The sequence below is a fragment of the Polaromonas sp. P1_F1 genome (genome assembly GCF_056405795.1).
In genome coordinates this window covers 718,187-742,622 of sequence record NZ_JBFUBJ010000001.1, presented here as the reverse complement: position 1 = coordinate 742,622, position 24,436 = coordinate 718,187, and the positions used below count along the sequence as shown (strand labels likewise).

At 64.1% G+C, this 24,436-nt stretch carries 23 protein-coding genes; 17 read left to right on the top strand and 6 right to left on the bottom strand.

Annotated features, from left to right (window positions below):
• Positions 1 to 2: 2 nt before the first annotated feature.
• From AC1DZE_RS03590 to AC1DZE_RS03560, 7 genes are all read left to right on the top strand, one after another.
• Positions 3 to 2,417, top strand: coding sequence for a 3-hydroxyacyl-CoA dehydrogenase/enoyl-CoA hydratase family protein (locus tag AC1DZE_RS03590; protein ID WP_477671955.1), 2,415 nt, complete (start codon positions 3 to 5; stop codon positions 2,415 to 2,417).
• A gap of 17 nt (positions 2,418 to 2,434) precedes the next feature.
• Complete coding sequence (locus AC1DZE_RS03585) at positions 2,435 to 2,941, top strand: DUF4442 domain-containing protein (protein WP_477671956.1); 507 nt, start codon at positions 2,435 to 2,437, stop codon at positions 2,939 to 2,941.
• Between the two features lie 23 nt (positions 2,942 to 2,964).
• Positions 2,965 to 4,164, top strand: coding sequence for an acetyl-CoA C-acyltransferase (locus AC1DZE_RS03580; protein WP_477668468.1), 1,200 nt, complete (start codon positions 2,965 to 2,967; stop codon positions 4,162 to 4,164).
• Between the two features lie 90 nt (positions 4,165 to 4,254).
• Positions 4,255 to 5,112: an alpha/beta hydrolase family protein gene (locus AC1DZE_RS03575; protein WP_477671957.1), complete on the top strand. Its 858-nt coding sequence runs from the start codon at positions 4,255 to 4,257 to the stop codon at positions 5,110 to 5,112.
• A 43-nt stretch (positions 5,113 to 5,155) separates the two neighbouring features.
• Positions 5,156 to 6,034 carry an alpha/beta hydrolase family protein gene (locus tag AC1DZE_RS03570; RefSeq protein ID WP_477668466.1) on the top strand — a complete coding sequence of 293 codons (879 nt, stop codon included), beginning with the start codon at positions 5,156 to 5,158 and terminating at the stop codon, positions 6,032 to 6,034.
• A gap of 28 nt (positions 6,035 to 6,062) precedes the next feature.
• Positions 6,063 to 6,887 (top strand): acyl-CoA thioesterase, encoded by an 825-nt coding sequence (locus AC1DZE_RS03565; protein WP_477671958.1) that lies wholly within the window; start codon positions 6,063 to 6,065, stop codon positions 6,885 to 6,887.
• A 57-nt stretch (positions 6,888 to 6,944) separates the two neighbouring features.
• Positions 6,945 to 7,742 (top strand): enoyl-CoA hydratase, encoded by a 798-nt coding sequence (locus AC1DZE_RS03560; protein ID WP_477668464.1) that lies wholly within the window; start codon positions 6,945 to 6,947, stop codon positions 7,740 to 7,742.
• A 114-nt stretch (positions 7,743 to 7,856) separates the two neighbouring features.
• On the opposite strand, the gene AC1DZE_RS03555 is transcribed toward AC1DZE_RS03560, so the two are convergent.
• Entirely contained in the window at positions 7,857 to 8,840 is a 984-nt protein-coding gene (locus AC1DZE_RS03555; RefSeq protein ID WP_477671959.1) for a LysR substrate-binding domain-containing protein, read from the bottom strand.
• A 160-nt stretch (positions 8,841 to 9,000) separates the two neighbouring features.
• Here AC1DZE_RS03555 and AC1DZE_RS03550 point away from each other — a divergent pair, with 160 nt between their 5' ends.
• The 3 genes from AC1DZE_RS03550 (at position 9,001) to hpaI (ending at position 12,477) form a co-directional block, all read left to right on the top strand.
• A complete protein-coding gene (locus AC1DZE_RS03550) occupies positions 9,001 to 10,017 on the top strand; it encodes a Bug family tripartite tricarboxylate transporter substrate binding protein (RefSeq protein WP_477671960.1) in 1,017 nt (338 codons plus the stop codon).
• Between the two features lie 28 nt (positions 10,018 to 10,045).
• Entirely contained in the window at positions 10,046 to 11,599 is a 1,554-nt protein-coding gene (locus AC1DZE_RS03545; RefSeq protein ID WP_477668461.1) for a UxaA family hydrolase, read from the top strand.
• Positions 11,600 to 11,673: 74 nt separating this feature from the next.
• On the top strand, positions 11,674 to 12,477 hold the full coding sequence (gene hpaI / locus AC1DZE_RS03540) for a 4-hydroxy-2-oxoheptanedioate aldolase (RefSeq protein ID WP_477671962.1): 804 nt from the start codon (positions 11,674 to 11,676) through the stop codon (positions 12,475 to 12,477).
• Between the two features lie 149 nt (positions 12,478 to 12,626).
• Here the strand turns inward: hpaI and amaB are convergent, their stop codons facing one another.
• From amaB to AC1DZE_RS03525, 3 genes are read right to left on the bottom strand one after another with little or no spacing between them, the layout of a single operon-like run.
• Complete coding sequence (gene amaB / locus AC1DZE_RS03535) at positions 12,627 to 14,138, bottom strand: L-piperidine-6-carboxylate dehydrogenase (RefSeq protein ID WP_477699780.1); 1,512 nt, start codon at positions 14,136 to 14,138, stop codon at positions 12,627 to 12,629.
• On the bottom strand, positions 14,135 to 15,379 hold the full coding sequence (locus AC1DZE_RS03530) for an aminotransferase-like domain-containing protein (protein WP_477699779.1): 1,245 nt from the start codon (positions 15,377 to 15,379) through the stop codon (positions 14,135 to 14,137). The genes amaB and AC1DZE_RS03530 overlap by 4 nt, the downstream gene beginning before the upstream one ends.
• Complete coding sequence (locus tag AC1DZE_RS03525) at positions 15,376 to 16,404, bottom strand: 2-oxoadipate dioxygenase/decarboxylase family protein (protein ID WP_477673051.1); 1,029 nt, start codon at positions 16,402 to 16,404, stop codon at positions 15,376 to 15,378. Before AC1DZE_RS03525 ends, AC1DZE_RS03530 begins: the two co-directional genes overlap by 4 nt.
• 82 nt (positions 16,405 to 16,486) lie before the next feature.
• Between AC1DZE_RS03525 and AC1DZE_RS03520 the strand changes: the two genes are divergently transcribed.
• The gene (locus AC1DZE_RS03520; RefSeq protein WP_477699778.1) at positions 16,487 to 17,401 is read left to right on the top strand and encodes a LysR family transcriptional regulator; all 915 of its coding nucleotides are present in this window, start codon (positions 16,487 to 16,489) and stop codon (positions 17,399 to 17,401) included.
• A 39-nt stretch (positions 17,402 to 17,440) separates the two neighbouring features.
• On the opposite strand, the gene AC1DZE_RS03515 is transcribed toward AC1DZE_RS03520, so the two are convergent.
• Complete coding sequence (locus AC1DZE_RS03515; protein ID WP_477699777.1) at positions 17,441 to 17,719, bottom strand: hypothetical protein; 279 nt, start codon at positions 17,717 to 17,719, stop codon at positions 17,441 to 17,443.
• Positions 17,720 to 17,772: 53 nt separating this feature from the next.
• Positions 17,773 to 18,594 (bottom strand): IclR family transcriptional regulator, encoded by an 822-nt coding sequence (locus AC1DZE_RS03510; RefSeq protein ID WP_477668455.1) that lies wholly within the window; start codon positions 18,592 to 18,594, stop codon positions 17,773 to 17,775.
• Positions 18,595 to 18,802: 208 nt separating this feature from the next.
• Here AC1DZE_RS03510 and AC1DZE_RS03505 point away from each other — a divergent pair, with 208 nt between their 5' ends.
• Genes AC1DZE_RS03505 through AC1DZE_RS03480 form a run of 6 tightly spaced genes read left to right on the top strand, consistent with a single transcriptional unit; the run spans position 18,803 to position 24,427 of the window.
• Positions 18,803 to 19,873 carry an ABC transporter ATP-binding protein gene (locus AC1DZE_RS03505; protein WP_477668454.1) on the top strand — a complete coding sequence of 357 codons (1,071 nt, stop codon included), beginning with the start codon at positions 18,803 to 18,805 and terminating at the stop codon, positions 19,871 to 19,873.
• Positions 19,874 to 19,896: 23 nt separating this feature from the next.
• A complete protein-coding gene (locus AC1DZE_RS03500; RefSeq protein ID WP_457281644.1) occupies positions 19,897 to 20,760 on the top strand; it encodes an ABC transporter permease in 864 nt (287 codons plus the stop codon).
• Positions 20,761 to 20,770: 10 nt separating this feature from the next.
• Complete coding sequence (locus AC1DZE_RS03495; protein ID WP_477695862.1) at positions 20,771 to 21,565, top strand: ABC transporter permease; 795 nt, start codon at positions 20,771 to 20,773, stop codon at positions 21,563 to 21,565.
• Positions 21,562 to 21,894: a (2Fe-2S)-binding protein gene (locus tag AC1DZE_RS03490; protein WP_477668452.1), complete on the top strand. Its 333-nt coding sequence runs from the start codon at positions 21,562 to 21,564 to the stop codon at positions 21,892 to 21,894. The genes AC1DZE_RS03495 and AC1DZE_RS03490 overlap by 4 nt, the downstream gene beginning before the upstream one ends.
• Positions 21,891 to 23,273, top strand: a complete 1,383-nt coding sequence (locus AC1DZE_RS03485; protein ID WP_477672690.1) for an FAD/NAD(P)-dependent oxidoreductase — start codon at positions 21,891 to 21,893, stop codon at positions 23,271 to 23,273. The genes AC1DZE_RS03490 and AC1DZE_RS03485 overlap by 4 nt, the downstream gene beginning before the upstream one ends.
• Positions 23,273 to 24,427 (top strand): NAD(P)/FAD-dependent oxidoreductase, encoded by a 1,155-nt coding sequence (locus tag AC1DZE_RS03480; RefSeq protein ID WP_477672691.1) that lies wholly within the window; start codon positions 23,273 to 23,275, stop codon positions 24,425 to 24,427. Before AC1DZE_RS03485 ends, AC1DZE_RS03480 begins: the two co-directional genes overlap by 1 nt.
• Positions 24,428 to 24,436 lie beyond the last annotated feature (9 nt).

Sequence of the window (24,436 nt, the reverse complement as noted above, 5' to 3'; positions counted from 1 at the left end):
CCATGTCACGATTCCAAGTCAAAAAAGTCGCCGTGCTCGGCGCCGGCGTTATGGGTGCGCAGATCGCCGCCCACCTGGTCAACGTCAAGGTGCCGGTGGTGCTGTTCGACCTCGCCGCCAAGGAAGGTCCGAAGAACGGCATCGTCATCAAGGCAGTCGAAGGCCTCAAGAAGCTCAAACCCGCCCCGTTGGGCGTGCCAGAAGACGCGGCGTTGATCCAGCAGGCCAACTACGAAGAGAACATGGAGCTGCTCAGGGAGTGCGACCTCATCATCGAGGCGATTGCCGAGCGCATGGACTGGAAGACCGACCTGTACCACAAGATCGCGCCCTTCATTGCCGAAGGTGCCATCGTGGCCAGCAACACCTCGGGCCTGTCAATCACCAAGCTCAGCGAGGCGCTGCCTGAATCCATCAAGCCGCGCTTTTGCGGCATTCATTTCTTCAACCCGCCGCGCTACATGACGCTGGTGGAGCTGATCAACACGCCGACCACCGAACCCAAGGTGCTGGACGACCTGGAGGCCTTTGTCACCAGCGCGCTGGGCAAGGGCGTGATCCGTGCGCACGATACGCCCAACTTCATCGCCAACCGCGTGGGTATCGCCAGCATGCTGGCCACCATCAAGGAGGCCGAAACTTTCGGTCTGACCTATGACGTGGTCGATGACCTCACCGGCAAGAAGCTGGGCCGCGCCAGCTCAGGCACCTTCCGCACCGCCGACGTGGTGGGCCTGGACACCATGGCCCACGTCATCAAGACGCTGCAAGACAACCTTGGCCCCGGCAAGGTAGAAGACCCGTTTTCCGATGTCTACGGCACGCCACCCGTGCTGGCCAAGCTGCTTGAATCGAAAAGCCTGGGCCAGAAGACCGGCGCCGGTTTCTACAAAAAACAGGGCCGCGACATCCTGCGCCTGGACCCCGAGAGCATGGAATACGTGCCCGCCGGCGCCAAGGCCAATGAAGTCGTGGGCCGAATGCTGAAAAAGCCCGCGGGCGAGCGCCTCAAGCTTTTGCGCGAGGCCGAGGGCGCGGAAGCGCGCTTCCTCTGGGCCATCCTGCGCGACCAGTTCCATTACGCGGCCGTGCACCTGGAAAGCATTGCCGAAACCGCACGCGACATCGACTTCGCCATGCGCTGGGGTTTTGGTTCCAAGCAAGGCCCCTTCGAGTTGTGGCAGCAAGCCGGCTGGAAGCAGGTCGCTACCTGGATCCAGGAAGACATTGACGCCGGCAAGGCGCTGTCCAAAGCGCCGCTGCCTGACTGGGTGTTCAAGGGTCCGGTGGCCGACGCCGGTGGCGTGCATACGGCCGAAGGTTCGTGGAGCGCTTCAGCCAAAAAATTCATCCCGCGCCGCCAGCTGCCGGTCTATGAGCGCCAGTTCTTCCCCGAAGACGTGCTCGGCGCCAAGGCGCCCGCGTTCGAGACGGCAGGCACCACGCTGCATGAAGACGACGCGATCCGCCTCTGGACGCTGGACGGTGTGAATGGCGACGTGCTGATCGCCAGCATCAAGACCAAGATGCATGCCATCAGCCCCGACGTGGCTGAAGGTTTGGCGATGGGTGTGGACCTGGCCGAGAAAAGCTACAAGGGCATGGTCATCTGGTCCAACGACGAGATGTTCTCCGCAGGCGCCGACCTGCAGGCCATGCTGCCCGCCTTCATGATGGGCGGCGCCAAGGCGATTGAAGGGGCAGAGGCCGAACTGCAGAACGTGATGCTCAAGCTGCGTTACGCGGCCGTGCCTGTGGTGTCGGCCATTCGCGGCCTGGCGCTGGGTGGCGGCTGCGAAATGGCGGTGTATTCAGCCAAGCGCGTGGCTGCGATGGAAAGCTACATCGGCCTGGTCGAAGTCGGCGTGGGTCTGGTGCCCGGCGCCGGCGGCCTGACCTACATCGCGCGCCGCGCCGCGGAAAACGCCAGCACTTCGACCAACAAGGACATCCTGCCCTTCCTGACCGAAGGCTTTACCGCCGCGGCCATGGCCAAGGTCGGCACCAGCGCGATCGAAAGCCGCAAGATCGGTTATCTGCTCGACAGTGACGTGATCGTGCCGAACAAGGACGAGCTGCTGTTCGTCGCGCTGAACGAAGCGCGCGCACTGTTCAATTCGGGCTACCGCGCGCCGCACAAGCGCCAGTTCCCGGTGGTGGGCCGCAGCGGCCTGGCCACCATCAAGGGCCAGCTGGTCAACATGCGCGACGGCGGCTTTATCAGCGCGCACGACTTCCACATCGCCAGCCTGATCGCGAACGTGGTTTGCGGCGGTGACGTGGATGCAGGCACGCTGGTGACTGAAGAGTATTTGATGACCTTGGAGCGCAAGGCCTTCTGCTCGTTGCTGGAGCACCCCAAAACCCAGGAGCGAATCATGGGAATGATGAGCACCGGCAAACCTGTTCGTAACTGATGACCGACCAATCCGCCATGAGCGATCAACAACCCAACCGTCTGGCGCGGCAGCTGCAGCGGCTTGAGGAAGTACCGGCGTTTGCCCGGGGCTGGTTCCGCAGCGTGGTGCTGCGTCGCGCTGTGCCATTTACCGGCACCGCCGGCCTGGACTTTATTGAGATGGGCACTGGCCGGGTCGAGATCGGCATCAAAAACGAGAAGAAGGTGCAGAACCACATAGGCGGCGTGCATGCCTCGGCCATGAACTTGCTGGCCGAAACCGCCACCGGCATGGTGGTGGGCATGAATGTGCGCGACGACTGCATTCCGCTGGCCAAGGAGCTGAAGATGGCGTTCAAGAAGCGCGCCACTGGCGCTCTGCGCGCCGTGGCCACGTTGAGCGACGAGCAGCGCGCGGCCATGCAGGCGAGCGACAAGGGTGAAGTCACCGTGCCGGTCATCGTGACCGATGAAGCCGGTATCAACCCGGTCGAATGCGAATTTGTCTGGGCCTGGATTCCCTCCGGCCCACGGAAAAGTTAACTGAGAAATTGAAGGAAACCATCATGGCCAAACAAGTCCAGGAAGCCTACATCGTCGCCGCCACCCGCACGCCCATCGGGCGCTCGGGCCGCGGCTATTTCCGCAACATGCGGCCCGACGACCTGCTGGTCAAGGCGCTGCAGGCGGCGCTGGCGCAAGTGCCTTCGCTGGATCCGAAGGCGATTGAAGACATCATCTGCGGCTGCGCTATCCCGGAAGGCCCGCAAGGCCTGAACGTGGCACGCATTGGCGCGGTGCTGGCGGGCCTGCCCACCAGCGTGGGCGGCATCACCGTCAACCGTTTTTGCGCCTCCGGCCTGTCGGCCATCCAGATGGCGGCCGACCGCATCCGCGTGGGCGAAGCCGACGTGATGATCGCCGCCGGCACCGAGAGTATGAGCATGGTGCCCATGTCGGGCAACTCGCCCTCGCTCTCGCCCAGTATGTTCATGAACGACGAGAACGTCGGCATCGCCTATGGCATGGGCCTGACGGCCGAGAAGGTCGCCCAGCAATGGAAAGTCTCGCGCGAAGCGCAGGACCAGTTCGCACTCGAGTCGCACCTCAAGGCCATCAAGGCGCAGCAGGCTGGCGAATTCGCCAACGAGATCACGCCCGTCGAAGTGACCGACCGCACCGCCAACCTGGAAACCGGTGAAGTCGTCGCCAAGACCCGCACGGTGAGCCTGGACGAAGGCCCGCGCCCCGACACCTCGCTCGAAGGCCTGGCCAAACTCAAGACGGTGTTTGCCGCGCGCGGCTCGGTCACCGCCGGCAACAGTTCGCAAACGTCGGACGGCGCGGGTGCGCTGGTGCTGGCCAGCGAAAAGGCGGTCAAGGACTTCGGCCTGAAGCCGCTGGCCCGCTTTGTGAGCTACGCCGCCAAGGGTGTGCCGCCCGAGATCATGGGCATAGGCCCCATCGAAGCCATTCCTGCCGCCTTGCGCTACGCCGGCCTCAAGCAGGAAGACATCGACTGGTTCGAACTGAATGAAGCTTTTGCTGCGCAGTCGCTGGCCGTCATCAACACGCTCAAGCTCGATGCCAGCAAGGTCAACCGCATGGGCGGCGCGATCGCGCTGGGCCATCCCCTGGGCGCGACCGGTGCGATCCGCGCCGCGACGGTGATCCATGCGTTGCATCGCCACCAGCTCAAGTACGGCATGGTCACGATGTGCGTGGGGATGGGTCAGGGCGCTGCGGGTATTTTCGAGCGCGTGTAAGGCCGTCGGCGGCGGCCCCACTGTCGCGCTTGCGGCAGCGGTTATGGCAGCTGCGGGGCAGACTGGGCTTTTCCTGACTGGAGACAGAAGATGGAGCGAATCACGGTTCTGACCCAGGACTCCTGGGCGCTGGCAGCGACGGTGTTTGCAGCGGATCTCGCGGGAGGCGAGGCCCGCGGCGGTGTACTGCTGGCCGGTGCAATGGCCACGCCCCAGCAACATTACGAGCCCTTCGCCCGCTGGCTGGCCACGCAAGGCTTTACCGTGCTAACACTCGATTACCGCGGCACTTTTGCCTCCGGCGGTGAGCGCGTGGCGTCCACCGATGCCACCTTCGACACCTGGGGACAGCAGGACGTGAGCGCCGCTGCCCGGTTCCTGCGGCAACGTGTGCCGGACCTTCCGCTTTACTACCTGGGGCACAGCCTGGGCGGGCAATTGTTTGCCAGCTCCGAAACTACGCACTTCTTTCAGCGTGCCGTGCTGGTTGCCAGTGGCAGCGGTTACTGGCCGCGCCTGCGCAAAGCGGTGCCGCGTTGGGGCCTGTTTGCCGCCACGCAGATCTGGGCGCCCTTGCTGGTACCGTTGTTCGGTTATTTCCCGGGCCGGAAACTGCGCAAGGTTGGCAACATTCCCGCAGGTGTGATGCGGCAATGGACGCGCTGGTGCCGCCATCCGGACTACCTGGCGCGTGAAGCCCATCAGCGTGAACGTTTTGAACGCGTGCAGACGCCCATCACCTACTTCAACTCAAGCGATGACGAGGTCTTTTCACAGTGGTCGTCAGACCGGTTTGTGGCCTTGTTCGGTGCGCGACGTGAACCGGTGCAATGCATGACCCTTGACCCGGGAAATCTGGGTGTCAGGCATATAGGCCACTTCGGCTACTTTCGCGACAAGCTGCGTGCCAGCTTCTGGCCCCAACTGGTGCAACACCTTCACGCGTGATGCGCGTGCCCGAGTTCAGTTCATCCATTTCCAGGAGCATGTGATGCAGATGCAGATCCTCAGTTCAGGCACGGCGCAACTGTCCACTCGCGTTTATGCGCCTTCTTCGCCTGCGCGTGCCAGCGTGGTCATCGGTGGCGCCATGGGGGTGCGGCAAGACTATTACGCACCGTTTGCGCAGTGGCTTTCTTCCCAGGGCTTTTGCGTCACCACTTTTGACTACCGGGGTTCGGGCGAGTCCTTGCCCAACACCGCCAGCGGCAGCCTGCGTGGTTTCAAGGCCGACCTGCTCGACTGGGCCGCCGACTATGAGGCTGTGGTGGATGCCGCCAAGGCAGCCTTGCCGGATGCACCGCTTTACCTGCTGGGTCACAGCCTAGGCGCGCAGCTGCCGGGTTTCCTGAAGAATCAGGACAAGATCGATGGCCTCGTCAGCATCGCGGCAGGAAGCGGGTACTGGCGCGACAACGCACCGCAGCTCAGGCGCCTGATTTTGTACTTCTGGTATGTGCTGGTGCCATTGGCCACGCGCCTTTGTGGTTATTTCCCCGGGCGCAGGTTAAAGAAAGTTGGCGACCTGCCAGCCGGCGTGATGCTGCAGTGGCGCAAGTGGTGCCTGGATCCGCACTACAGCGTGGGGGCCGAGGGAGAAAGCGCGCGGCTGAGTTATGGGCGGGTCAGTTTTCCGGTGACCGCGCTGTCCATGACAGATGACGAGCTGATGACCTGGCGCGGCACGCAAAACCTCATCAACCTGTACAGCAATGCACCGCGCAGCTTTGAACGCATCGCGCCGGCAGATCTCAAGGTCAGGCGCATCGGGCATTTTGGCTTCTTCCGGGAACAGTTCAACCAGACCTTGTGGCCCCGTGCCCAGCAGATCATCGACGGCATGACCGGTGCCGCCAAAGCCCCGGTTTGAACCGGAAAGCTCCATCACACCTGCCGACATGACAAGCACGCATTCTTTTGACGACGCGCTCAGGCTGGAAGCCGCCGGCAGCGACAGGCCCCACACCTGGCTGGGTCACAGCAGCCCCGCATACTGGAACATGGTGGGGCCGTTCGGCGGAACCACAGCGGCCACAGCCTTGCGTGCCATCCTGTTGCACCCGGCCCTGCTGGGCGAGCCGGTGGCGCTGACTGTGAACTACGCAGCGGCCATGGCAGAAGGCCCGTTCACCGTCACGGCCAGGCCGGCTCGCACCAACCGTTCCACCCAGCATTGGCTGGTGGAGTTGTCGCAGGACGGCGATGCCGGAGGCGCTGTGATGACCGCCACAGCCGTTACGGCTGCGCGCCGCGAGACCTGGAGTGCCAACGACACACCCATGCCCGCGGTCACGCTGGCCGACGCTTCAGGCAGGCTGCGGTTTTCGACCTCCGCATGGACGAATCGCTACGACATGCGGCCGGTGCGCGGCGCCATACCGCAGGTTTGGGACGGCAGCGGCGATGAAAGCCTCACGCAGCTGTGGGTGCGCGACGACCCGCCGCGGCCGCTCGATTTCCCGGCGCTGGCGGCCATGTCAGACGTGTTCTATCCGCGGGTCTGGCTGCGCCGTGCCACGCGTGTACCCGCCGGTACGGTGTCGATCACCACGTACTTCCACGCCGACGGCCGGCAATTGGCTGAATGCGGTGAAGGCTATTTGCTGGGGCAAGCCAGGGCCCAGGCCTTTCGCAATGGTTTCTTTGACCAGACCGCGCAGCTGTGGAGCGAAGCGGGCGTACTGCTGGCTACCAGTACGCAGGTTGTTTATTACAAAGAATAGGCCCGCGGGGGCAGCATGCATGGCTGGCCCCTACACTTGCGTCTTAACGGAAAACACATGAACACTCCCACCCCTATTTCCACCGGCAGCATTCCCGAAATCCTGAGCCACGTCGACGCGGGCGTGATGACCATCACGCTCAACCGTGTGGACAAAAAAAATTCCATCACCTCCGCCATGTATGGCGCCATGGCCGACGCACTGGAGTCGGCCCACCACGATGCAGCCGTGCGTGTGGTGGTGATCCAGGGGCATGAAACGATTTTTTCCGCCGGTAACGATATCGGCGATTTCCTGAACAAGCCGCCTTCAACGCCCGATTCGCCGGTCTTCCGTTTCCTGCGCGGCATCAGCAGCTTTCCCAAACCGCTGATAGCCGCTGTGTGCGGACCCGCAGTCGGCATAGGCACCACGCTGCTGCTGCATTGCGACCTGGTCTATGCGGGCGACAACGCCGCATTTTCCATGCCTTTCGTCAACCTGGGCCTGTGTCCTGAAGCTGCGTCGAGCTTTCTGGTGCCGCAGCTCATGGGTTACCCGCGCGCCGCCGAGGCACTGCTGCTAGGCGAACCCTTCATGGCCGAGACCGCACTGGAAATCGGGCTGATCAACCGCATCGTGCCGCCCGCCGAAGCCAATGCGCTGGCCCAGCGGCAGGCGCAAAAGCTGGTCGCCAAACCGCTCAGCGCGCTGATGGAAACCAAGCGCCTCATGAAAAAAGGCAACGCCACCGTGGTGGCCGAGCGGATGGCCGAAGAGGGTGCGAGCTTTGGCCGCATGCTGGGCGAACCCGCTGCGCGCGAAGCCTTCACCGCCTTTATGGAAAAGCGCCGGCCAGACTTCAGCGCAGTCTGAAGTCTGCGTCCGAAGGACGGGGCCGCGTAGCGGGCCGGCAGCTTTCGCTAAAAGCGCCGCCCGGTTTTTTCCGGGACCGGAAGAAGAGCACTCAGCTCCGGCTTACGCCGCGCTTCACCGCTTGTGTGCCGCGGGTTTGCGGCCCTTGGGTCGCAGAGCAGGCTGCCGGGCGGACTCCGCCGTCAGGCGCAGACAGTCCATCAATTGCTCACTGCTGGGTGTCAGCCGCCGTCCCCGCACGGTGATGAGTCCGACAGGCGGGAGTTCAATCGGAACCTCGATAGGCAGGACATCCAGCAGGCCTTCCCGCTGGAAGTGCAAGCCGACCGAGCGCGCCAGGAAGCCGGCCGCGTCACGCTGTTGCGCAAAGGTGCTAAGCGCCAGGAAAGACGATGTTTCGATGATGTCGGTGGGCGGATTCAGACCATGGCGAAAGAAGGTCTGTTCGATCTTCACGCGCAGCGATGCCCAGGGCGGGGGCAGCACGCAGGGTATGCCGGCCAGATCGCTCCAGCCTGGATTTTTCTTGCGCGCGAGTGCGTGGCCACGCTTGACCACCACCACCATGGGCTCGTCGAACAGGGCCTCCGTCACCAGATCGGGGGCGGCATAACCGGGCTCCAGGCGGCCGACGAACAGGTCCAGTTCGCCCATGCGAAGCCGGGGTAAAAGCCGCGTCAGGTCGCCTTCTTCCACCAGCACCGTCGCAAGGGTCGAGCGCTGCTTGAGCAGTTTGACGGCGCCGGCCAGCAGCACCGGCATCGCCGCCACCATCGAACCCACGCGGGTGCGTCCCGCCGCGCCGCTGGCCACGGCGGAGATTTCATCGCGCGTGCGCTCGTACTCGGCCAGCACCGAACGGGCAAACCGGACGATGGCCTCGCCGCTGGAGGTCGGTTCGGTGCCGCGGGTGGAGCGGTCAAAGAGGGCCAGCCCAAGCATGCTTTCGACTTCGGCCAGCATTTTCGACACGGCGGGCTGGCTGACCGACAGGAACTCGGCGGTTCGGCCCAGGTGGCGGAACTGGTCCAGCGCCACTACCAGTTGCAGGTGGCGCAGCTTGATGTTGGAACGCAGGACACGGTCAATCTGGGTCATGAATCATGTTAACCCAAAGGCTATGAAGCAATTCCATTATTCGATTGGATTGTTATGAAGAACATGGCAAGAATCGGGGCAACAAGAAATGCAGTCACGCAGCCGCCACGGTTGCCACCAATGCAGCAGCAACACATTCACCCAGAGGCAGACAAACCCCATGAAGACTTCCCCCCAGGTTTCCCCTTTTTCGTTTAACGCCAGGCGCCGCAGCCTGCTGATCGGCAGCGCCGTGGCCGGTGCTGCAGCGTTGGTAAAACCTTTGTGCGCCTTGGCCCAGGGCTACCCCGAGCGGCCCATTACCTTTATCTGCCCGTGGCCTGCCGGCGGCACTGCCGACCAGTCCATGCGCGCCCTGTGCCAGGTCGCCTCGCGCGTGCTGGGCCAGGCCATTGCGGTGGAAAACAAGGTGGGCGCTTCCGGCATGATCGGCACCAAGGCCATGGCCTCCGCCAGACCCGACGGCTACACCATCGGCCAGATCCCTATTTCCGTCACACGTTTTTCGCAGCTGGGCACGCTGCAGCTGGACCCGCTCAAGGACCTGACCTATCTGGCCCGAACCTCGGGCCAGACTTTCGGTATTGCTGCCCCCGCTGAATCGCGCTTCAAGTCGCTGCAGGAACTGGTGGCTTTTGCCAAGGCCAATCCCGGCAAGGTGACCTATGCCCATGCGGGCGTCGGCGGCGCCACGCATGTGGGCATGGAAGAGTTCGCGCTTGCCGCCGGCATCCAGTTCAATCATGTTCCCTACAAGGGCGGCGCCGAGGCATTACAGGCCGTGCTCGGCGGGCATGTGGACCTGCTGGCTGATTCCAGCTCCTGGGCGCCGCATGTCGAGGCGGGCAAGCTCAGGCTGCTGGCCACCTGGGGCGAGCGCCGCGCCTCGCGGTTCAAGGATGCGCCCACGCTCAAGGAGCTGGGCTACAACGTCGTGGTGGATGCACCCAACGGCATCGGTGCACCCAAGGGCCTGGACCCGGCCATTGCGATGAAGCTGCGCGAGGCCTTCCGTGTGGCCGTGGCCAGCCCCGAATTCAAGCAGGTGGCCGACAGGATCGATGCGCCGGTGCTTTACCTGGACGGGCCTGACTACGAGAAGTACGTCGCTGGCATGTACCAGAAAGAAACAGCCCTGATCGACAAGCTCAAGCTCAGGGAGCTGATGAAGAGCTAGAACCTTGGCCCGAACGCTGAACTGAACCATGACCGTTACCGCCCCTTTCATCACTTCCCTTGCCGTCAGCCCCTTGATCCGCCTGCATGCCAACGACAACGTGCTGGTCGCCAAAACCGTGCTGTCGCTGGGCCAGGAGTTGCCCGAAATCAGCGCACGCGCGCGCGCGCAGGTGCCCGCCGGGCACAAGATCGCGGCCCGCCGCATTGCGGAGGGCGAGCGCATCCTGAAGTACGACACGGTGATCGGCGTGGCTGCGCGCGACATCGAGGCGGGTGACTACGTGCATTCGCACAACATGGCACTGGTGGACTTTGAACGCGACCCGGCTTTCGGCCGGGACGTTCGGCCGGTGGACTATGTGCCGCAAGCCGAGCGCGCCACTTTCATGGGCTTTGTGCGCCCGGACGGCCGCGTGGGCACCCGCAATTTCATTGGCATCCTGTCTTCGGTCAACTGTTCCGCTACTGTCATCAAAAATATTGCCGCCCACTTCACCCCCGAACGGCTGGCAGCTTTTCCCCATGTGGACGGCGTGGCCGCCTTTGCGCAAACCAGCGGTTGCGGCATGTCTTCCCCCAGCGAGCATTTTGATGTGCTGCGCCGCACTCTGGCCGGCTACGCGCGCCATCCCAATCTGGCCGGTGTGTTGATCGTCGGCCTGGGCTGCGAGCGCAACCAGGTCTCGTCGCTGGTGGAGTCGCAAGGCCTGGAGACCAGCAAGCTCATGCGCACGATGGTGATGCAGGAGATCGGCGGCACCCGTGCCACGATAGAGGCTGGTATCGCCGCTATTTATGAAATGCTGCCAGAAGCGGATGCCGCCCGGCGTCAGGCAGTTCCCGCCAGTCATTTGAAGATCGGGCTTGAGTGCGGCGGCTCGGACGGCTTTTCGGGTATCACGGCCAACCCGGCCCTCGGCGCGGCCATGGATGTGCTGGTACGCCACGGCGGTACCGCCATCCTGTCCGAGACGCCTGAAATTCACGGCGTCGAATACATGCTGACCCGCCGCGCCGTCACGCCCGAAGTGGGGCAGAAGCTGCTGGACCGGCTGGCCTGGTGGGAAAAGTACACGGCGGGCCAGAACGCGCAGTTCAACGGCGTGGTCGGGCATGGCAACCAGGCGGGAGGACTTGCCAACATTTTCGAGAAGTCGCTGGGTTCGGCCATGAAAGGCGGTACCACGCCGCTGCAGGCCGTCTACGAATATGCCGAACCGATCACCCAGAACGGCTTTGTCTTCATGGACTCCCCCGGCTATGACCCGGTGGCATCCACCGGCCAGATCGCCAGCGGCGCCAACCTGATCTGCTTCACCACCGGCCGCGGCTCGATGTTCGGCTCCAAGCCCGCGCCCACCATCAAGCTGGCCAGCAACACGCCGATGTTCAAGCGCCTTGAAGAAGACATGGACATCAATTGCGGCGCCATCCTCGACGGCGAACTTGACGTTGCGCAGATGGGGCAACGGATTTTCGAACAGATCCTGCGCCACGCTTCGGGCGAGCCCACCAAAAGCGAGGCGCTGGGCCTGGGCGACCACGAATTCGTGCCCTGGCATCTGGGCATCGTGAGCTAGGGCCTGCCAACTTAACAGGCCGGGGTATGCAACACTGCGCCTTCTCGACCTTCAACTCTTTCAAGGATGAGTTCATGACTCCAGGCAATCCGTTCAAGGCAGCGCTTGCTCGCGGCCAGCAGCAAATCGGTTTGTGGCTTTCCATGGCTGACCCCTACCTTGCAGAAGTCAGCGCCACGGCCGGATTCGATTGGCTGCTGATCGACGGCGAACATGCGCCCAATGATCTGCGCAGCACGCTGGCCGCGCTCCAGGCTGTTGCGCCCTACCGCTCGCAGCCCGTGGTGCGTGCGGTGGCCGGTGATGTGCCGCTGATCAAGCAATTGCTCGATATCGGCGCGCAGAACCTGCTGATCCCCATGATCGACACCGCCGAGCAGGCACAGGCCATCGTCAACGCCACACGGTATCCACCCTTGGGCATCCGCGGCGTCGGCAGTGCTGTGGGGCGCGCTTCGCGTTGGAGCGCACGCACCGACTACCTCGACAAGGCCGACAGCGAGGTCTGCCTGATGGTGCAGGCGGAAACCGTCGCCGCTCTGGACAACCTGCAGGAAATTTGCGCCGTGGACGGAGTCGATGGCGTGTTCATCGGCCCAGCCGACCTGGCCGCTTCCATGGGCTTTCGCGGCAAGCCGGGCCACCCCGAAGTGCAGGCGGCGATCGAGCGGGCCATGAAAACCATCATCGCTTCGGGCAAGGCGGCCGGTACGCTGACTTCGGATCCGGCGCTCGCCAGGCGCTACCTGGCGCTGGGCTGCACCTTTGTGGCGACCGGCGTTGACGTCCTGGTCTATGCCAACGCCGTCAGGCGCCTGGCTTCGGACCTTGTTCCATCTGGTGGCGCACAGGCAGCAGCACCTGGCGCTGCCTACTGACGCCAATCTGCTGGAACAGGTGATCCGGAAAATCCGCAGTTTCTTTAAGTAAAAACGGAGTTCTGCCGGTGTGAATCAAGCGCAATAAGCTATCAAAAAGATAGCGATTGCGCCGACCTGCGCCAAGATTCCTTGATGCTCAAGATGTTCTAAATGTCAAAGCGGATGCCCTGCGCCAGCGGCAAGCTGCTGCCGTAGTTGACGGTGTTGGTCGCGCGGCGCATATAGGCCTTCCACGAATCCGATCCCGACTCGCGCCCGCCGCCGGTTTCTTTCTCGCCACCAAAGGCGCCGCCTATCTCCGCACCGCTGGTGCCGATGTTGACGTTCGCAATGCCGCAGTCGGAGCCACGCGCCGAAGTGAACTGTTCGGCCTCGCGCAGGTCCTGCGTGAAGACAGCCGACGACAAGCCGTGCACCACGGCATTGTTCAATGCAATGGCTTCGTCAAAATTGTCGTAAGGCACCACGTACAGAATCGGCGCGAAGGTTTCGTGCAGCATGGGGCCGGCCTGCTCCTTCAACTCCACGATGGCGGGGCGCACATAGTGGGCTGAGCCATCGCCCGGCTGGCGTTCACCGAAATGCACCGTGGCGCCCAGCTTCTTCGCTTCGCCCAGGGCCGACTGCATGGCGTCAAACGCGCGGCCGTCGATCAACGGGCCGACCAGCGTGCCGTCTTTCAGCGGGTTGCCAATGGGCAGGCGTTCAAACACAGCGACCAGGCGTTTGATCAGCTCCGGGTAAATCGAGCGGTGCACGATCAGGCGGCGCAGGCTGGTGCAGCGCTGGCCTGCGGTGCCCGCCGCCGCAAAAGCCGCGCCGCGCACTACAAGCTCGAGATTGGCCGAAGGGCAGACGATGGCGGCGTTGTTGCCGCCCAGCTCCAGTAGTGAGCGCTTGAAGAGGCCGGCGCAGGCAATCGCCACGTTCTTGCCCATGGCGGTAGAGCCGGTGGCGCTCACCAGTTTCACATGCAGGTGCTTGACCAGTGCCTCGCCGGTGGCGCGCTCGCCGATCAGCAGTTCGCTCAGGCCTTCGGTGGCCAGGCCCATGTCCTTCGCTGTTTGCAGCAGCAGGCCGTTGAGTGCGATGGCCGACAGCGGCGTTTTCTCGGAAGGCTTCCAGGCCAGCGTGTTGCCGCACACCAGCGCCAGCGCCGCGTTCCAGGCAAACACCGCCATCGGGAAGTTAAAGGCCGAGATGATGCCGACCACGCCCACAGGGTGCCAGGTTTCCAGCAGCTTGTGGTCGGGGCGTTCGCTGGCAATCGTCAGGCCGTAGAGCTGGCGTGACAGGCCGACCGCGAACTCGCAGATGTCGATGACTTCCTGCACCTCGCCCAGGCCTTCCTGCAAGATCTTGCCGGTCTCCAGCGAGATCAGCTGGCCCAGCTCGGCCTTGTGGCGGCGCACGGTTTCACCAAAAGCACGCACCAGTTCGCCGCGTTTGGGGGCGGGCACATTGCGCCAGTCGATAAAGCGCTGATGGGCGTTGTTCAATGCGCTGTCGACGTCGGCTGCGCTGTGAATCGCCACGCGTGCCAGAAGGCTGCCGTCGATGGGGGTCACCACTTCAATGGCCGCAGACGCCTTGCTGCCCAGGTCGGCGCTGACGCCCAGGGTCTTGAAGAGAGATGAAACGTCGCTGGAGTGACTCATGCTGAAGTCCTTTCTTGGGTTGTCCTGAAATCGGAGGCTGTGTTCGTGGCGAGGCTGTGCAGCCCGCGGCCCAGCCGCTCGGCGCCTTGTTGCAGCGCGGCCGGTGAAGGGTTGGCAAAACTCAAACGCAGCCAGGGCTGAGCAGCATTGCTGATGCTGAAGGCGGCGCCCGGTACTACGAGCACTTTATGCCGAAGTCCGAAGTCCACCCAATCTTGTGTCGGCAGCAGGGGCAAGTCGCTGCGCAGCCTGACCCAGACAAACATGCCGCCTTGCGGTGCCTCGAATTCAAGCAGACCGCCGGCATGCGTGCGCAAGGCATCGGCCAGCGTGGCGCCTTTGGCGGCGTAGGCTGTGCGCAGCACACCCAGGTGGGGCGTGAGGCGGTTGGAACCCAGCATGGCCGCGAGCGTGAGCTGTTCCAGCGAGCCGCTGTGCACGTCGGCCGCCTGCTTGGCCAGCACCACGGCGCGCAAGATGTCGGCCGGCGCGTGCAACACGCCCAGGCGAAGGGCAGGCGCCACCACTTTGGAGTAGCTGGTCATGTAGGCGACCTGCGCGGGCGAGCCGGCCTGCTGGTTGAGTTGCGCAAGCGGAGGCGGCGGTGCTTCACCAAACCAGAGTTGATCATACGGATCGTCTTCGATCAACGTGACGCCGTACTGCGCGGCCAGCTCCAGCAGGCGCAGCCGCCGCGCCAGCGGCATCACGGCGCCGGTCGGGTTGGCAAAATTGGGCACCACATACAGCACGCGCGGGCGCTCGGCCAGCAAAATGGGCTCGAGCTTGTCGATATCCATGCCTTGTGCGTCGGTCGGAATTTCAATCAGCCGCGCACCCGCAAAACGAAAAGCCTGCAGCGCGGCGGGGTAGTTGAGCGACTCCACTGCGATGCCTTCACCGGGCTCGATCAGCACACGCGCCAGCAAATCGATGGCCTGCTGTGAACCGGTGGTGATGAGCAGATCGCTCGCCTTGGCCACCAGGCCGCGCTGTGTGAGCAGGGCAGCACTGGCTTCACGCAGCTCCGGCAGGCCTTCAGTGGCGCCGTATTGCAGGCTCCGACCTTGCAGTTTTCCGGTTACTTCCAGCAGCGATTCGCGCAACCATTCAGCCGGCAGCAGCGCCGGGTCGGGATGGCCACCGGCTAGCGAGATCATGTCCTCCTGGCCGGCCAGCGCCAGCATGGCGCGTATGGGCGAGCCACTGGCCTGTGCATACAGCGCACGCACAGCACTCATGCGCGTGCGGCCGTCATGCCGAAAATGCCGGTCGCATTGCCAGCGTCAAAGGCCAGGTCAAGCCGCGGCGCCTTTACGGGGTCGTTCGCCGCGATGGGTGTTAGTGCATCGCGTGTGATGAATTCGTAGAACGAGCCCGGCACCTCGCGCGTGACGCGGCCCTGCGCGGTGATGAACTCGCGCTGCACCGTGGCCGCGCGGAAAGCCGTCTGCCGCACACGGCCGCTGGCCGACACCTCGACCTTGTCCTTGATGGGCCGGCCCAGGGTGCGCTGGCGTTCGGCCACCGCATCCACATCGGTCACGCGGTCGGTCGCATGGTTAAAGGCATTGCCTTCGGTGGCGATCCAGGCCATCTCGGCGGATTCGGCCAGCAGCAATTCGTAGTCGTCCATGCCAAACACGCCGTGCTGGCGGTCAAAGCACTGCAGCAGTTGCGGCAGTAAACGCAGCGCCTGCACCAGGGGCAGCACGCCGTCACGCGTGAGTTGCTCGAGGTCCGCCACATCCTGCGGGCCCAGCGGGTCGCGTGAGGTCGACAGCACGCGCGTGACGGCCGACTGGAAGGGCGCGGAGAACTGCTCGGGGTGCAGCTCGGAGACAAAGAACTGCGCAATGTCTTCGGGAAAATCGCGGTGGCTGTAGGCGCGGCCTGTCATCTTCAGGCGCGGCAGCGGGTAGGTGCCCTGCAGTTCAAAACCCAATGGGCGCAGCACGCGAGTGAAGGCGGCTTCGCCCGCTGGCAAGGCGCCGCTGGGCCAGCGCACCGTGCGCAGCGCGCCGTGGTCAAACACCACTTGCCGTTTTTGTGCGACCACGTCGCTGGCGATGTAGTCCTGCCCCGCCGGCACGCGCTGCACCAGGCCGTGGAACAGCGCCATGTTCAGCGCCTGGGCCAGTTCGGCCCGGGTGACGGTGCCCGAGGCCGGCTGCTGCAGCGACGGATGAACGTACATCTGTTCATGGATGTCTTTGACGGCTTCGGCGGGCAGGCAGCAGGCGAGGAGCTTCTGGAGGTGGGTCATTTTCAGGCGTATTGTCGGCAGGTGAAAGCCGGATTTTCGGCAGTTTCAGCGTCATGCACAAAGGATGTATTTCGATGGACGCATGAGATATATTCATGCGATGCGCCGAAAGATCCCCTCCACCCAGGCCCTGCTCGCCTTTGAAGCGGCGGCCCACCGCGGCAGTTTCACACTGGCGGCGCAAGACCTGTCGGTGAGCCAGAGCGCGGTCAGCCACCAGATCCTCGGGCTGGAGCAGGACCTGGATGTGAGTCTTTTCCTGCGCCTGCCGCGCCAGCTGGAACTGACCGACGCCGGCCGCTCGCTGCTGGCGCGGGTCAGCCCGGCGCTGGATTCGCTGGAGGCCGCCATGCTGGACCTGGTGTCGTCCAAAGGCGAGGGCGGCACGCTGGAGCTGGGCGTGGTGCCCACCTTTGCCACCAAGTGGCTGATCCCGCGCATGCCATCGTTTTTGAAAGCGCACCCCCATGTGACGCTGAACCTGGCCACACGCCTGCAGCCCTTTGACTTTTCATTGACGGGGCTGGACGCCGCCATCCACTACGGCCGGCCCGACTGGCCGGGCACCGAGTCGGAATATTTGATGGGTGAAGACAGCGTGGTGGTGTGCAGCCCGGTGCTCATGAAAAAGCGCCAGCTGCGCCGGCCGGCCGATGTCTTGAAGTTCACGCTGATCCATCAGAGCACACGCCCGCACGCCTGGCGCGACTGGTTTCAGCTGGCCGGCATTGATGATGCGCAGGGCGCCGGCACGGGCCCCAAGTACGAACTCTTTTCCATGATCGCGCAGGCCGTCAAGGCCGGGCTGGGTCTTGCAGTATTGCCGGGCTTTCTGGTGGCCGACGATATCGCTGACGGCACACTGGCCGTGCCCTTTGATCTTTCGCTGAGCTCGGACTTCGCTTACTACCTGGTCTGGCCTTCGCAGAAAACCAGCTGGCGGCCGCTGGTGCAGCTGCGCGGCTGGCTACGCGAGCAGGCGAGTTCTTTGGCGTAAATGGGGGCGATGAAGTCGCCGCATGACTTGGCTCTGCTGTCAGTCGACGCGTTTTCCCGAATCCCACAACTGCACAAGGCCGAACGCCAGGAGCAGCGTTCCCAGGGCCAGCCATATGCCGATGAGTCCACGCGGCCCCATCGCCTCGAAGGCCCAAACTTGTGTCCAGGCCCACTTGCCGGTAAAGGGCGGAACGGAAGGCGTGAGCCATTCTGTCCAGGCCAGGCAAAAAGCGGCGAATGCGAGTCCTAATTTTGCAATCGCGCGCTCTTTGGCCGAAAAACTCACAAGATGCTTTTTGGCGAGTTCGTTATCCATGAGGTCTTTCCGTTCTTGGGGGCGTGGAGGAGGATTGCAACCTGGAGAGTGTCTCAGGCTTTGTCGGCTGGCGCCAGACTCTGCGCTGGCCGCCTCAGCGTACTGTCAAACGGATTGATCTGCGCACTGATGGCCGTCGCTTCACGCTTGAGCAACTCCACCACCGTAGGCAAGCGGTCAGGGCTCAGGCGTGAAGAGATGGTGCCCACGCTGAGCGCGGCGACGGCGCGGCCTTCGCGGTCCAGCACCGGCACGCCGACACCGGCCATGCCGTCGAGCAGGTTGGTGTTGCGCCCGGCGTAGCCGAGCTCGCGCACACGCTCGATCTCGGTGCGCAGGTAAACCTCGTCGTACACACCAAACTCTCGCACGCGTGGCAGGTTGTAGCGGATCACTTCTTCGCGCTCTGTCTCGGGCAAAAAGGCCAGGATGGCCAGACCGCCCTGGCCCATTCCCAGCGCCACGCGCCCGCCGATGTCGCCGGTGAAGGAGCGGATGGGAAACGGCCCTTCGCTGCGGTCCAGGCAGACAGCGTCAAAGCCGCTGCGCACCAGCAAAAAGATGGTGTCACCCAGGCTGGCGCACAGCCGCAGCATTGAAGGCCGGCACAGGCTGCGCAGGTCCATCGTGTTGCCGGCCTGCGCGGCCAGTGCAAAAAAATCAATGCTCAGCCGATACAGCTTGGAGCCGGTTTCCTGCTCGACCACGCGCTCGGCCACCAGGCTTTGCAGGATGCGGTGGGTGGTCGCCTGCGTGAGGCCTGTGGCCTTGGCGATGTGTGTGATGCGCCCGCCCCTGGCCTGCGTGGCGGCCAGCGCCCGGATGATGGAAAAGGCGCGTTGCACGCTGCTGGAGCTATTGTCTTCGTCTTTCATGGTGTCTCCGTTGGCGGAATCAGTATGGCATCAAGTGTATATAAATTCCATTCAACGGAATAAATCAAATAAAGATATCTCTATACGGAATAACCTATTGACGATTTTTCATGGGATGCCATAGCATGAAGTCATCAAGGTGTCATCGTCTTGCACGTCGTCCGGATGTTGCGGCGCTGGCCACCCCCTTGTTGCAGAGGTGCCCCCCATGTCTTTTTTGACCCTGGCGAATGTGAACAAGTCTTATGGCGCCACCCGCGCCGTGGCCGACATGAACCTGTCGGTGGAAAAGGGCGAATTCGTCTCGCTGCTCGGCCCTTCGGGTTGCGGCAAGACCACCACCTTGCAAATGATTGCGGGCTTTTGTGAGGTGACGTCGGGTCAGGTCACGCTGGACGGCCGCGACATCACCCACGCCAAACCCAATTCGCGCGGCCTGGGCATCGTGTTCCAGAGTTATGCGCTCTTCCCACACATGAGCGTGTACGACAACGTGAGCTTCGGCCTGGAGATGCGCCGTGTGCCCAGGGAAGAACGCGCCGAGCGAGTGAAAGCCGCGCTGGCCTTGGTGCACCTGGAAGCGCACGCAACCCGCTACCCGCGTGAATTGTCGGGCGGCCAGCGCCAGCGTGTGGCCCTGGCCCGTGCCCTGGTCATCTCGCCGCCCGTGCTGCTGCTGGATGAGCCACTCTCCAACCTGGACGCCAAACTGCGCGAGGAAATGCAGTTCGAGCTGCGGCAAATCCAGCGCAAGGTTGGCACCACCACCGTGATGGTCACGCACGACCAGACCGAAGCGATGTCTATCAGCGACCGCGTGGTGGTGATGGAAGCCGGCCGCGTCACGCAGATCGACGAACCGCACCGGTTGTACGAACATCCGCAGACCCGTTTCATCTCCAGCTTTGTCGGCAAGGCCAATTTGCTCGAAGGCCGCGTGATGGCCGCCGGCCCGTGGGCCACCGTGCATGTGGGCGGCAATGTACCGCTGGAGGTGCAGGCGCCCGGTGTGTCAGAGGGCGATGCCGTAGTGCTGAGCCTGCGTCCCGAAAAAATCCGCCTGGTGCCTGAAGCCCAGGGTCGCATAGGCGGCACGGTACACGAGCGCTTCTTCCTCGGCAGCCAGTGGCTCTACCAGGTGTCGACCGCCGCCGGGCAGCTCGCGGTGGTCTGCCCCAATGACGGCACGGCGCCCGCCGAAGAAGGCGCCAACGTAGGCCTGGACTGGACCGCCCAGCAAGTGCGCCTGCTGCCCGGCGCACAAGGGGTGCCGGCGTGAACAGTACGACCGTGGCTGCACCGATGACATCGGCCCGGGCCAGTGCATCGCGCACGCCGTGGCTGCTGTCGGCGCCGGCCTTCACGCTGTTTGCCTGCCTGCTGCTGGTGCCGCTGGCGCTCACCGCAGTGCTGTCCTTTCAGGTGTTTGACCACGCCACCGGCGTGAAGAACAGTTTCACCCTGGCGCATTACGCCGCCGTGCTGACGGACGACTACTACCACGGCATCTTCTGGCGCACGCTATGGATTTCGGCACTCACCACGCTGATCTGCATCGTTGTCGGCGCGCCCGAAGCCTATGTGCTCAGCCGCATGCGCAGCCCCTGGCGTTCGATTTTGTTGCTGGTGGTGCTGGCGCCGCTGCTGGTGTCGGTGGTGGTGCGGGCGTTTGGGTGGAGCATGCTGCTCGGCCCCGAAGGCGTGGTCAACCAGGCCATGCGCGCCGTGGGCCTGCCGTCCATGCGCATCCTCTATACCGAAGCCGCCGTGGTCATCGCGCTGGTGCATGTGATGCTGCCATTCATGGTGATCCCGGTGTGGACCTCGCTGCAAAAGCTGGACCCGGGCGTTGAAGACGCGGCGCTGTCGCTGCAGGCCTCTCACTTCACCACATTGCGCCGCATCATCTTTCCGCAGGTGCTGCCGGGCATCCTGTCTGGCAGCCTGATTGTGTTTGGCCTCTCCGCCAGCGCCTTCGCCATCCCGGGCCTGCTAGGCGGGCGGCGTTTGAAGATGGTGGCGACGGTGGTGTATGACGAATACCTGCACGAACTCAACTGGCCGCTGGGCGCGGCCATTGCGCTCACGCTGCTGCTGGCCAACCTGGCCATCATGCTGAGCTACAACCGCGTCCTTGAGCGCTCTTATAAAAAGTCTTTGGGATAAGGAGCGCACCATGTCCAAAAACGGTCCCCTCGCGCTGCTCTTCAACGCACTCGTCATCACCTTCATGCTGGCGCCGCTGGTCATTGTGTGCGTGGTGGCCTTCACGCCCGGCAACACGCTGGCCATTCCGACCACGGAGTTTTCATTGCGCTGGTTCCGCGCGGTGTTTGCGCATTCGGACTTTGTGCAGTCCTTCAAGAACAGCCTCTGGCTGGCGTCGATATCTGCGACGCTGGCCACGCTGCTGGCTGTACCGGCCGGGCTGGCGATTGCCCGCCATACCTTCCCAGGCCGTGATTTTCTCAATGGCCTGTTCCTCTCGCCGCTCATCATTCCACACCTGGTGTTGGGTGTGGCCTTGCTGCGCACCTTCTCGCTGATCGGCGCGACCGGCAGCTTCTTCTGGCTGGCGCTGGCGCACGTGGTCATCATCACGCCCTATGTGCTGCGGCTGGTGCTGGCCTCGGTTGAGGGCAGTGACCGCAGCGCCGAGCAGGCGGCCCTCTCGCTGGGCGCAAGCCAGGCGACGGTGTTTGTGCGCGTGACGCTGCCGATGATCCTGCCCGGCGTCACCGGCGGCTGGCTGCTCGCTTTCATCAACAGCTTTGATGAGGTCACCATGTCGATCTTTGTCACCGCGCCTTCCACCGTGACCTTGCCGGTGCGGATGTACATGTATGCGACCGAGTCGATAGACCCCTTGATGGCGGCCGTCTCGGCCCTCATGGTGGCGCTCACGGCTGTGGCCATGCTGGTGCTGGACCGCATCTACGGCCTCGACAAGATTCTGGTCGGACACAAATGAAATCAACCATTGAAATCGCCGGGGTAAGCCTCAAGCCTGCAGCCCTGCTTCACCGCGTGGCCGAAGGCGGCCGCAAACCCGTGGGCTTTGTGCTCAATGGGCTGGCACTGACGGCACTGGCCGGCGACACCGTGCTGACGGCGGTGCTGACGCACAGCGCGCAGCTGCGCTTCAGCGAATTCAGCGGCGAGCCGCGCGCCGGCTTTTGCCTGATGGGTGCCTGCCAGGACTGCTGGGTCGCCACCGAATCGGGCCGGCGACTGCGTGCCTGCAGCACCTTCATTGAAGAAGGCATGCGGCTGGTGACTGGCGCGGAGGGACCGGTATGAGCACGCAGGCGGTGATTGTGGGCGCCGGCCCGGCCGGCGTGCGCGCGGCCGAGGCGCTGGTGGCGCACGGCCTGCGTCCCGTGGTGGTGGACGAAGCGCCGCGCTGGGGCGGGCAGATCTACCGCCAGCCGCCCGCGGGTTTCTCGCGGCCTAAAGAGGCTCTCTATGGTTTTGAGGCCGGGCGCGCCGATGCGGTGCATGAGGCCATGGCCGGCATCCTGGACAAGGTTGATTACCGCCCCGACACCCTGGTCTGGAGCGCTGAAGGCGGCAAGCTCGACTTGCTTCATCACGGGCTGATGAGCACGCTGCCCTACAGCCATCTCATTGTTGCCACCGGCGCGACAGACCGTGTCCTGCCTTTTCCCGGCTGGACTTTGCCCGGCGTCTATACGCTGGGCGCCGCGCAGGTGGCCCTGAAATTCCAGGGCTGCGCAATTGGCTCGCGCGTGGTGTTTGCCGGCACCGGGCCGCTGCTGTATTTGATTGCTTACCAGTACGCCAGGGCCGGCGCCAAAGTTGTGGCGGTGCTCGATACGGCCAGTTTTGCAGGCAAGGCCGCCGCCGTGCCCGCCATGCTGCGCCAGCCGGCGCTATTGGCCAAGGGCCTTTATTACCTGGGCTGGTTGCGCATGCATGGCGTCGCGGTGCACCAGGGCGTGGAACTGGCAGGCGCCACAGGCGATGAACGCGTGCAGGCGATGCACTGGCGCAAGGGCGGCCGCGCGCACGAGATCGCCTGCGACGGCGTGGGTTTTGGCTACGCGCTGCGGCCCGAAACGCAGCTGGCCGATTTGCTGGGCTGCCGTTTTCGCTATGACAGCCTGCAGCGCGGCGCATTGCCCGAGCGCGACGCCATGGGCCGCTCCAGCGTGGCAGGTGTTTACCTGGCTGGCGATGGTGCCGGCATCATGGGCGCTGATGCCGCGGAATGGGCTGGCGAGCGTGCCGCGCTGGCGCTGCTGGCGGACACCGGGCACAGGATCGATGTGGCACGCGCGGCCTCGCTCGAAAACCAGCTTTCGCGTACGGCGGCCTTTCGGGAAGGGTTGGAGCGCGCCTTTCCGTTTCCCGTTGACTGGGCTGCAGCCGCCCCTGATGAACTGGTGGTCTGCCGCTGTGAAGAAATCACCGCGGGCGAGTTGCGCCAGTGCGTGGCCGACACCGGCGCGCGCGAGATGAACCGCCTCAAGGCGCTGACGCGGGTGGGCATGGGGCGCTGCCAGGGGCGTACCTGCGGCGTGGCGGCGGCGGAAATCCTCGCACAGGCCTGCGCTGTATCGCCTGATGCCGTAGGCCGGCTGCGCGGGCAGTCACCCATCAAGCCCCTGCCATTTTCGGCCGTGGCCGCCCAGGCAATGAAGCAGGAGGGCGTGTAGTGGAACGCGTCACGGCCGACGTTGCGATTGTGGGCGGCGGCATCATGGGCTCGTCGGCGGCTCTGTTCCTGCGTCGTATGGGTTTGTCGGTCGTGCTGCTCGAGCGTGATCTGTGCGGTTCGCGCTCCAGCGGCGTCAACTACGGCGGCGTGCGTCGCCAGGGCCGGCCGATCAGCCAGCTGCCGCTGTCGCAGCGCGCGCAGGGCTTGTGGGCGCAATTGCCCGAACTGATCGGCATCGACGGCGAATACCTCCCTTCGGGGCACCTCAAGATCGCGCGCAGCGAAGCCGACCTGGTCTCGCTCGAAAGCTACCGCGAGCGCACGTTGGGCTTCGGCATGGATTTGCAAATGCTTTCCATGCGGGCCCTGCGCGAACGCTGCCCGTGGCTGGGAAAAGCTGCCATAGGCGCATCGCTGTGCCCCGGTGACGGACAGGCCAACCCGCGCCTCGTGTCGCCGGCCTTTGCACTGGCCGCGCGCAAGCTCGGCGCCGACGTACGCGAACAGACCCGTGTGGACGAGGTGGCGCGCGACGGAGCGGTGTTTGTGCTGTGTTCGGGCGATGCGCTGGAGGTTCGCGCCAAGCACCTGCTCAATTGCGCGGGCGCATGGGCCGGCGCCCTCGCGGCGCAATTTGGCGAACCTGTGCCGATGGAGGCCGGGCACCCTGAGATGTCGGTGACCGAGCCGTTGCCGGCGTTCATGAACCTCAGCCTTGGCGTGGAAGGCGGTGGCATCTATGCCCGCCAGGTGGCCCGCGGCAACTGCGTCATCGGTGGCGGCCGGGGTTACGCGCTGGACGACCAGCGTGCCCGCGCACAGCGCAGCGGCCTGGCCGGCCTGATGCAGCAAACCGTCGAGCTGCTGCCGGCGCTGAAACACGCGCACATCATCCGCACCTGGAGCGGCACCGAAGGCTACCTGCCCGACCGCCAGCCGGTGATAGGGCCGAGCGCCACCACACCGGGCCTGATTCATGCATTCGGATTCGCCGGGGGCGGCTTCCAGCTGGGGCCGGGCGTGGGTGCGGTGCTGGCCGACCTGGTGTGTGAGGGCCGCAGCGCCACGCCAATTGACGCTTTTTCGATTGAACGCTTTTCCGCAAACCCGCGTGCGACAACCGCCGGGCCCGTTTCTTTCTCCGTTGTCTAGTCCTCTTCA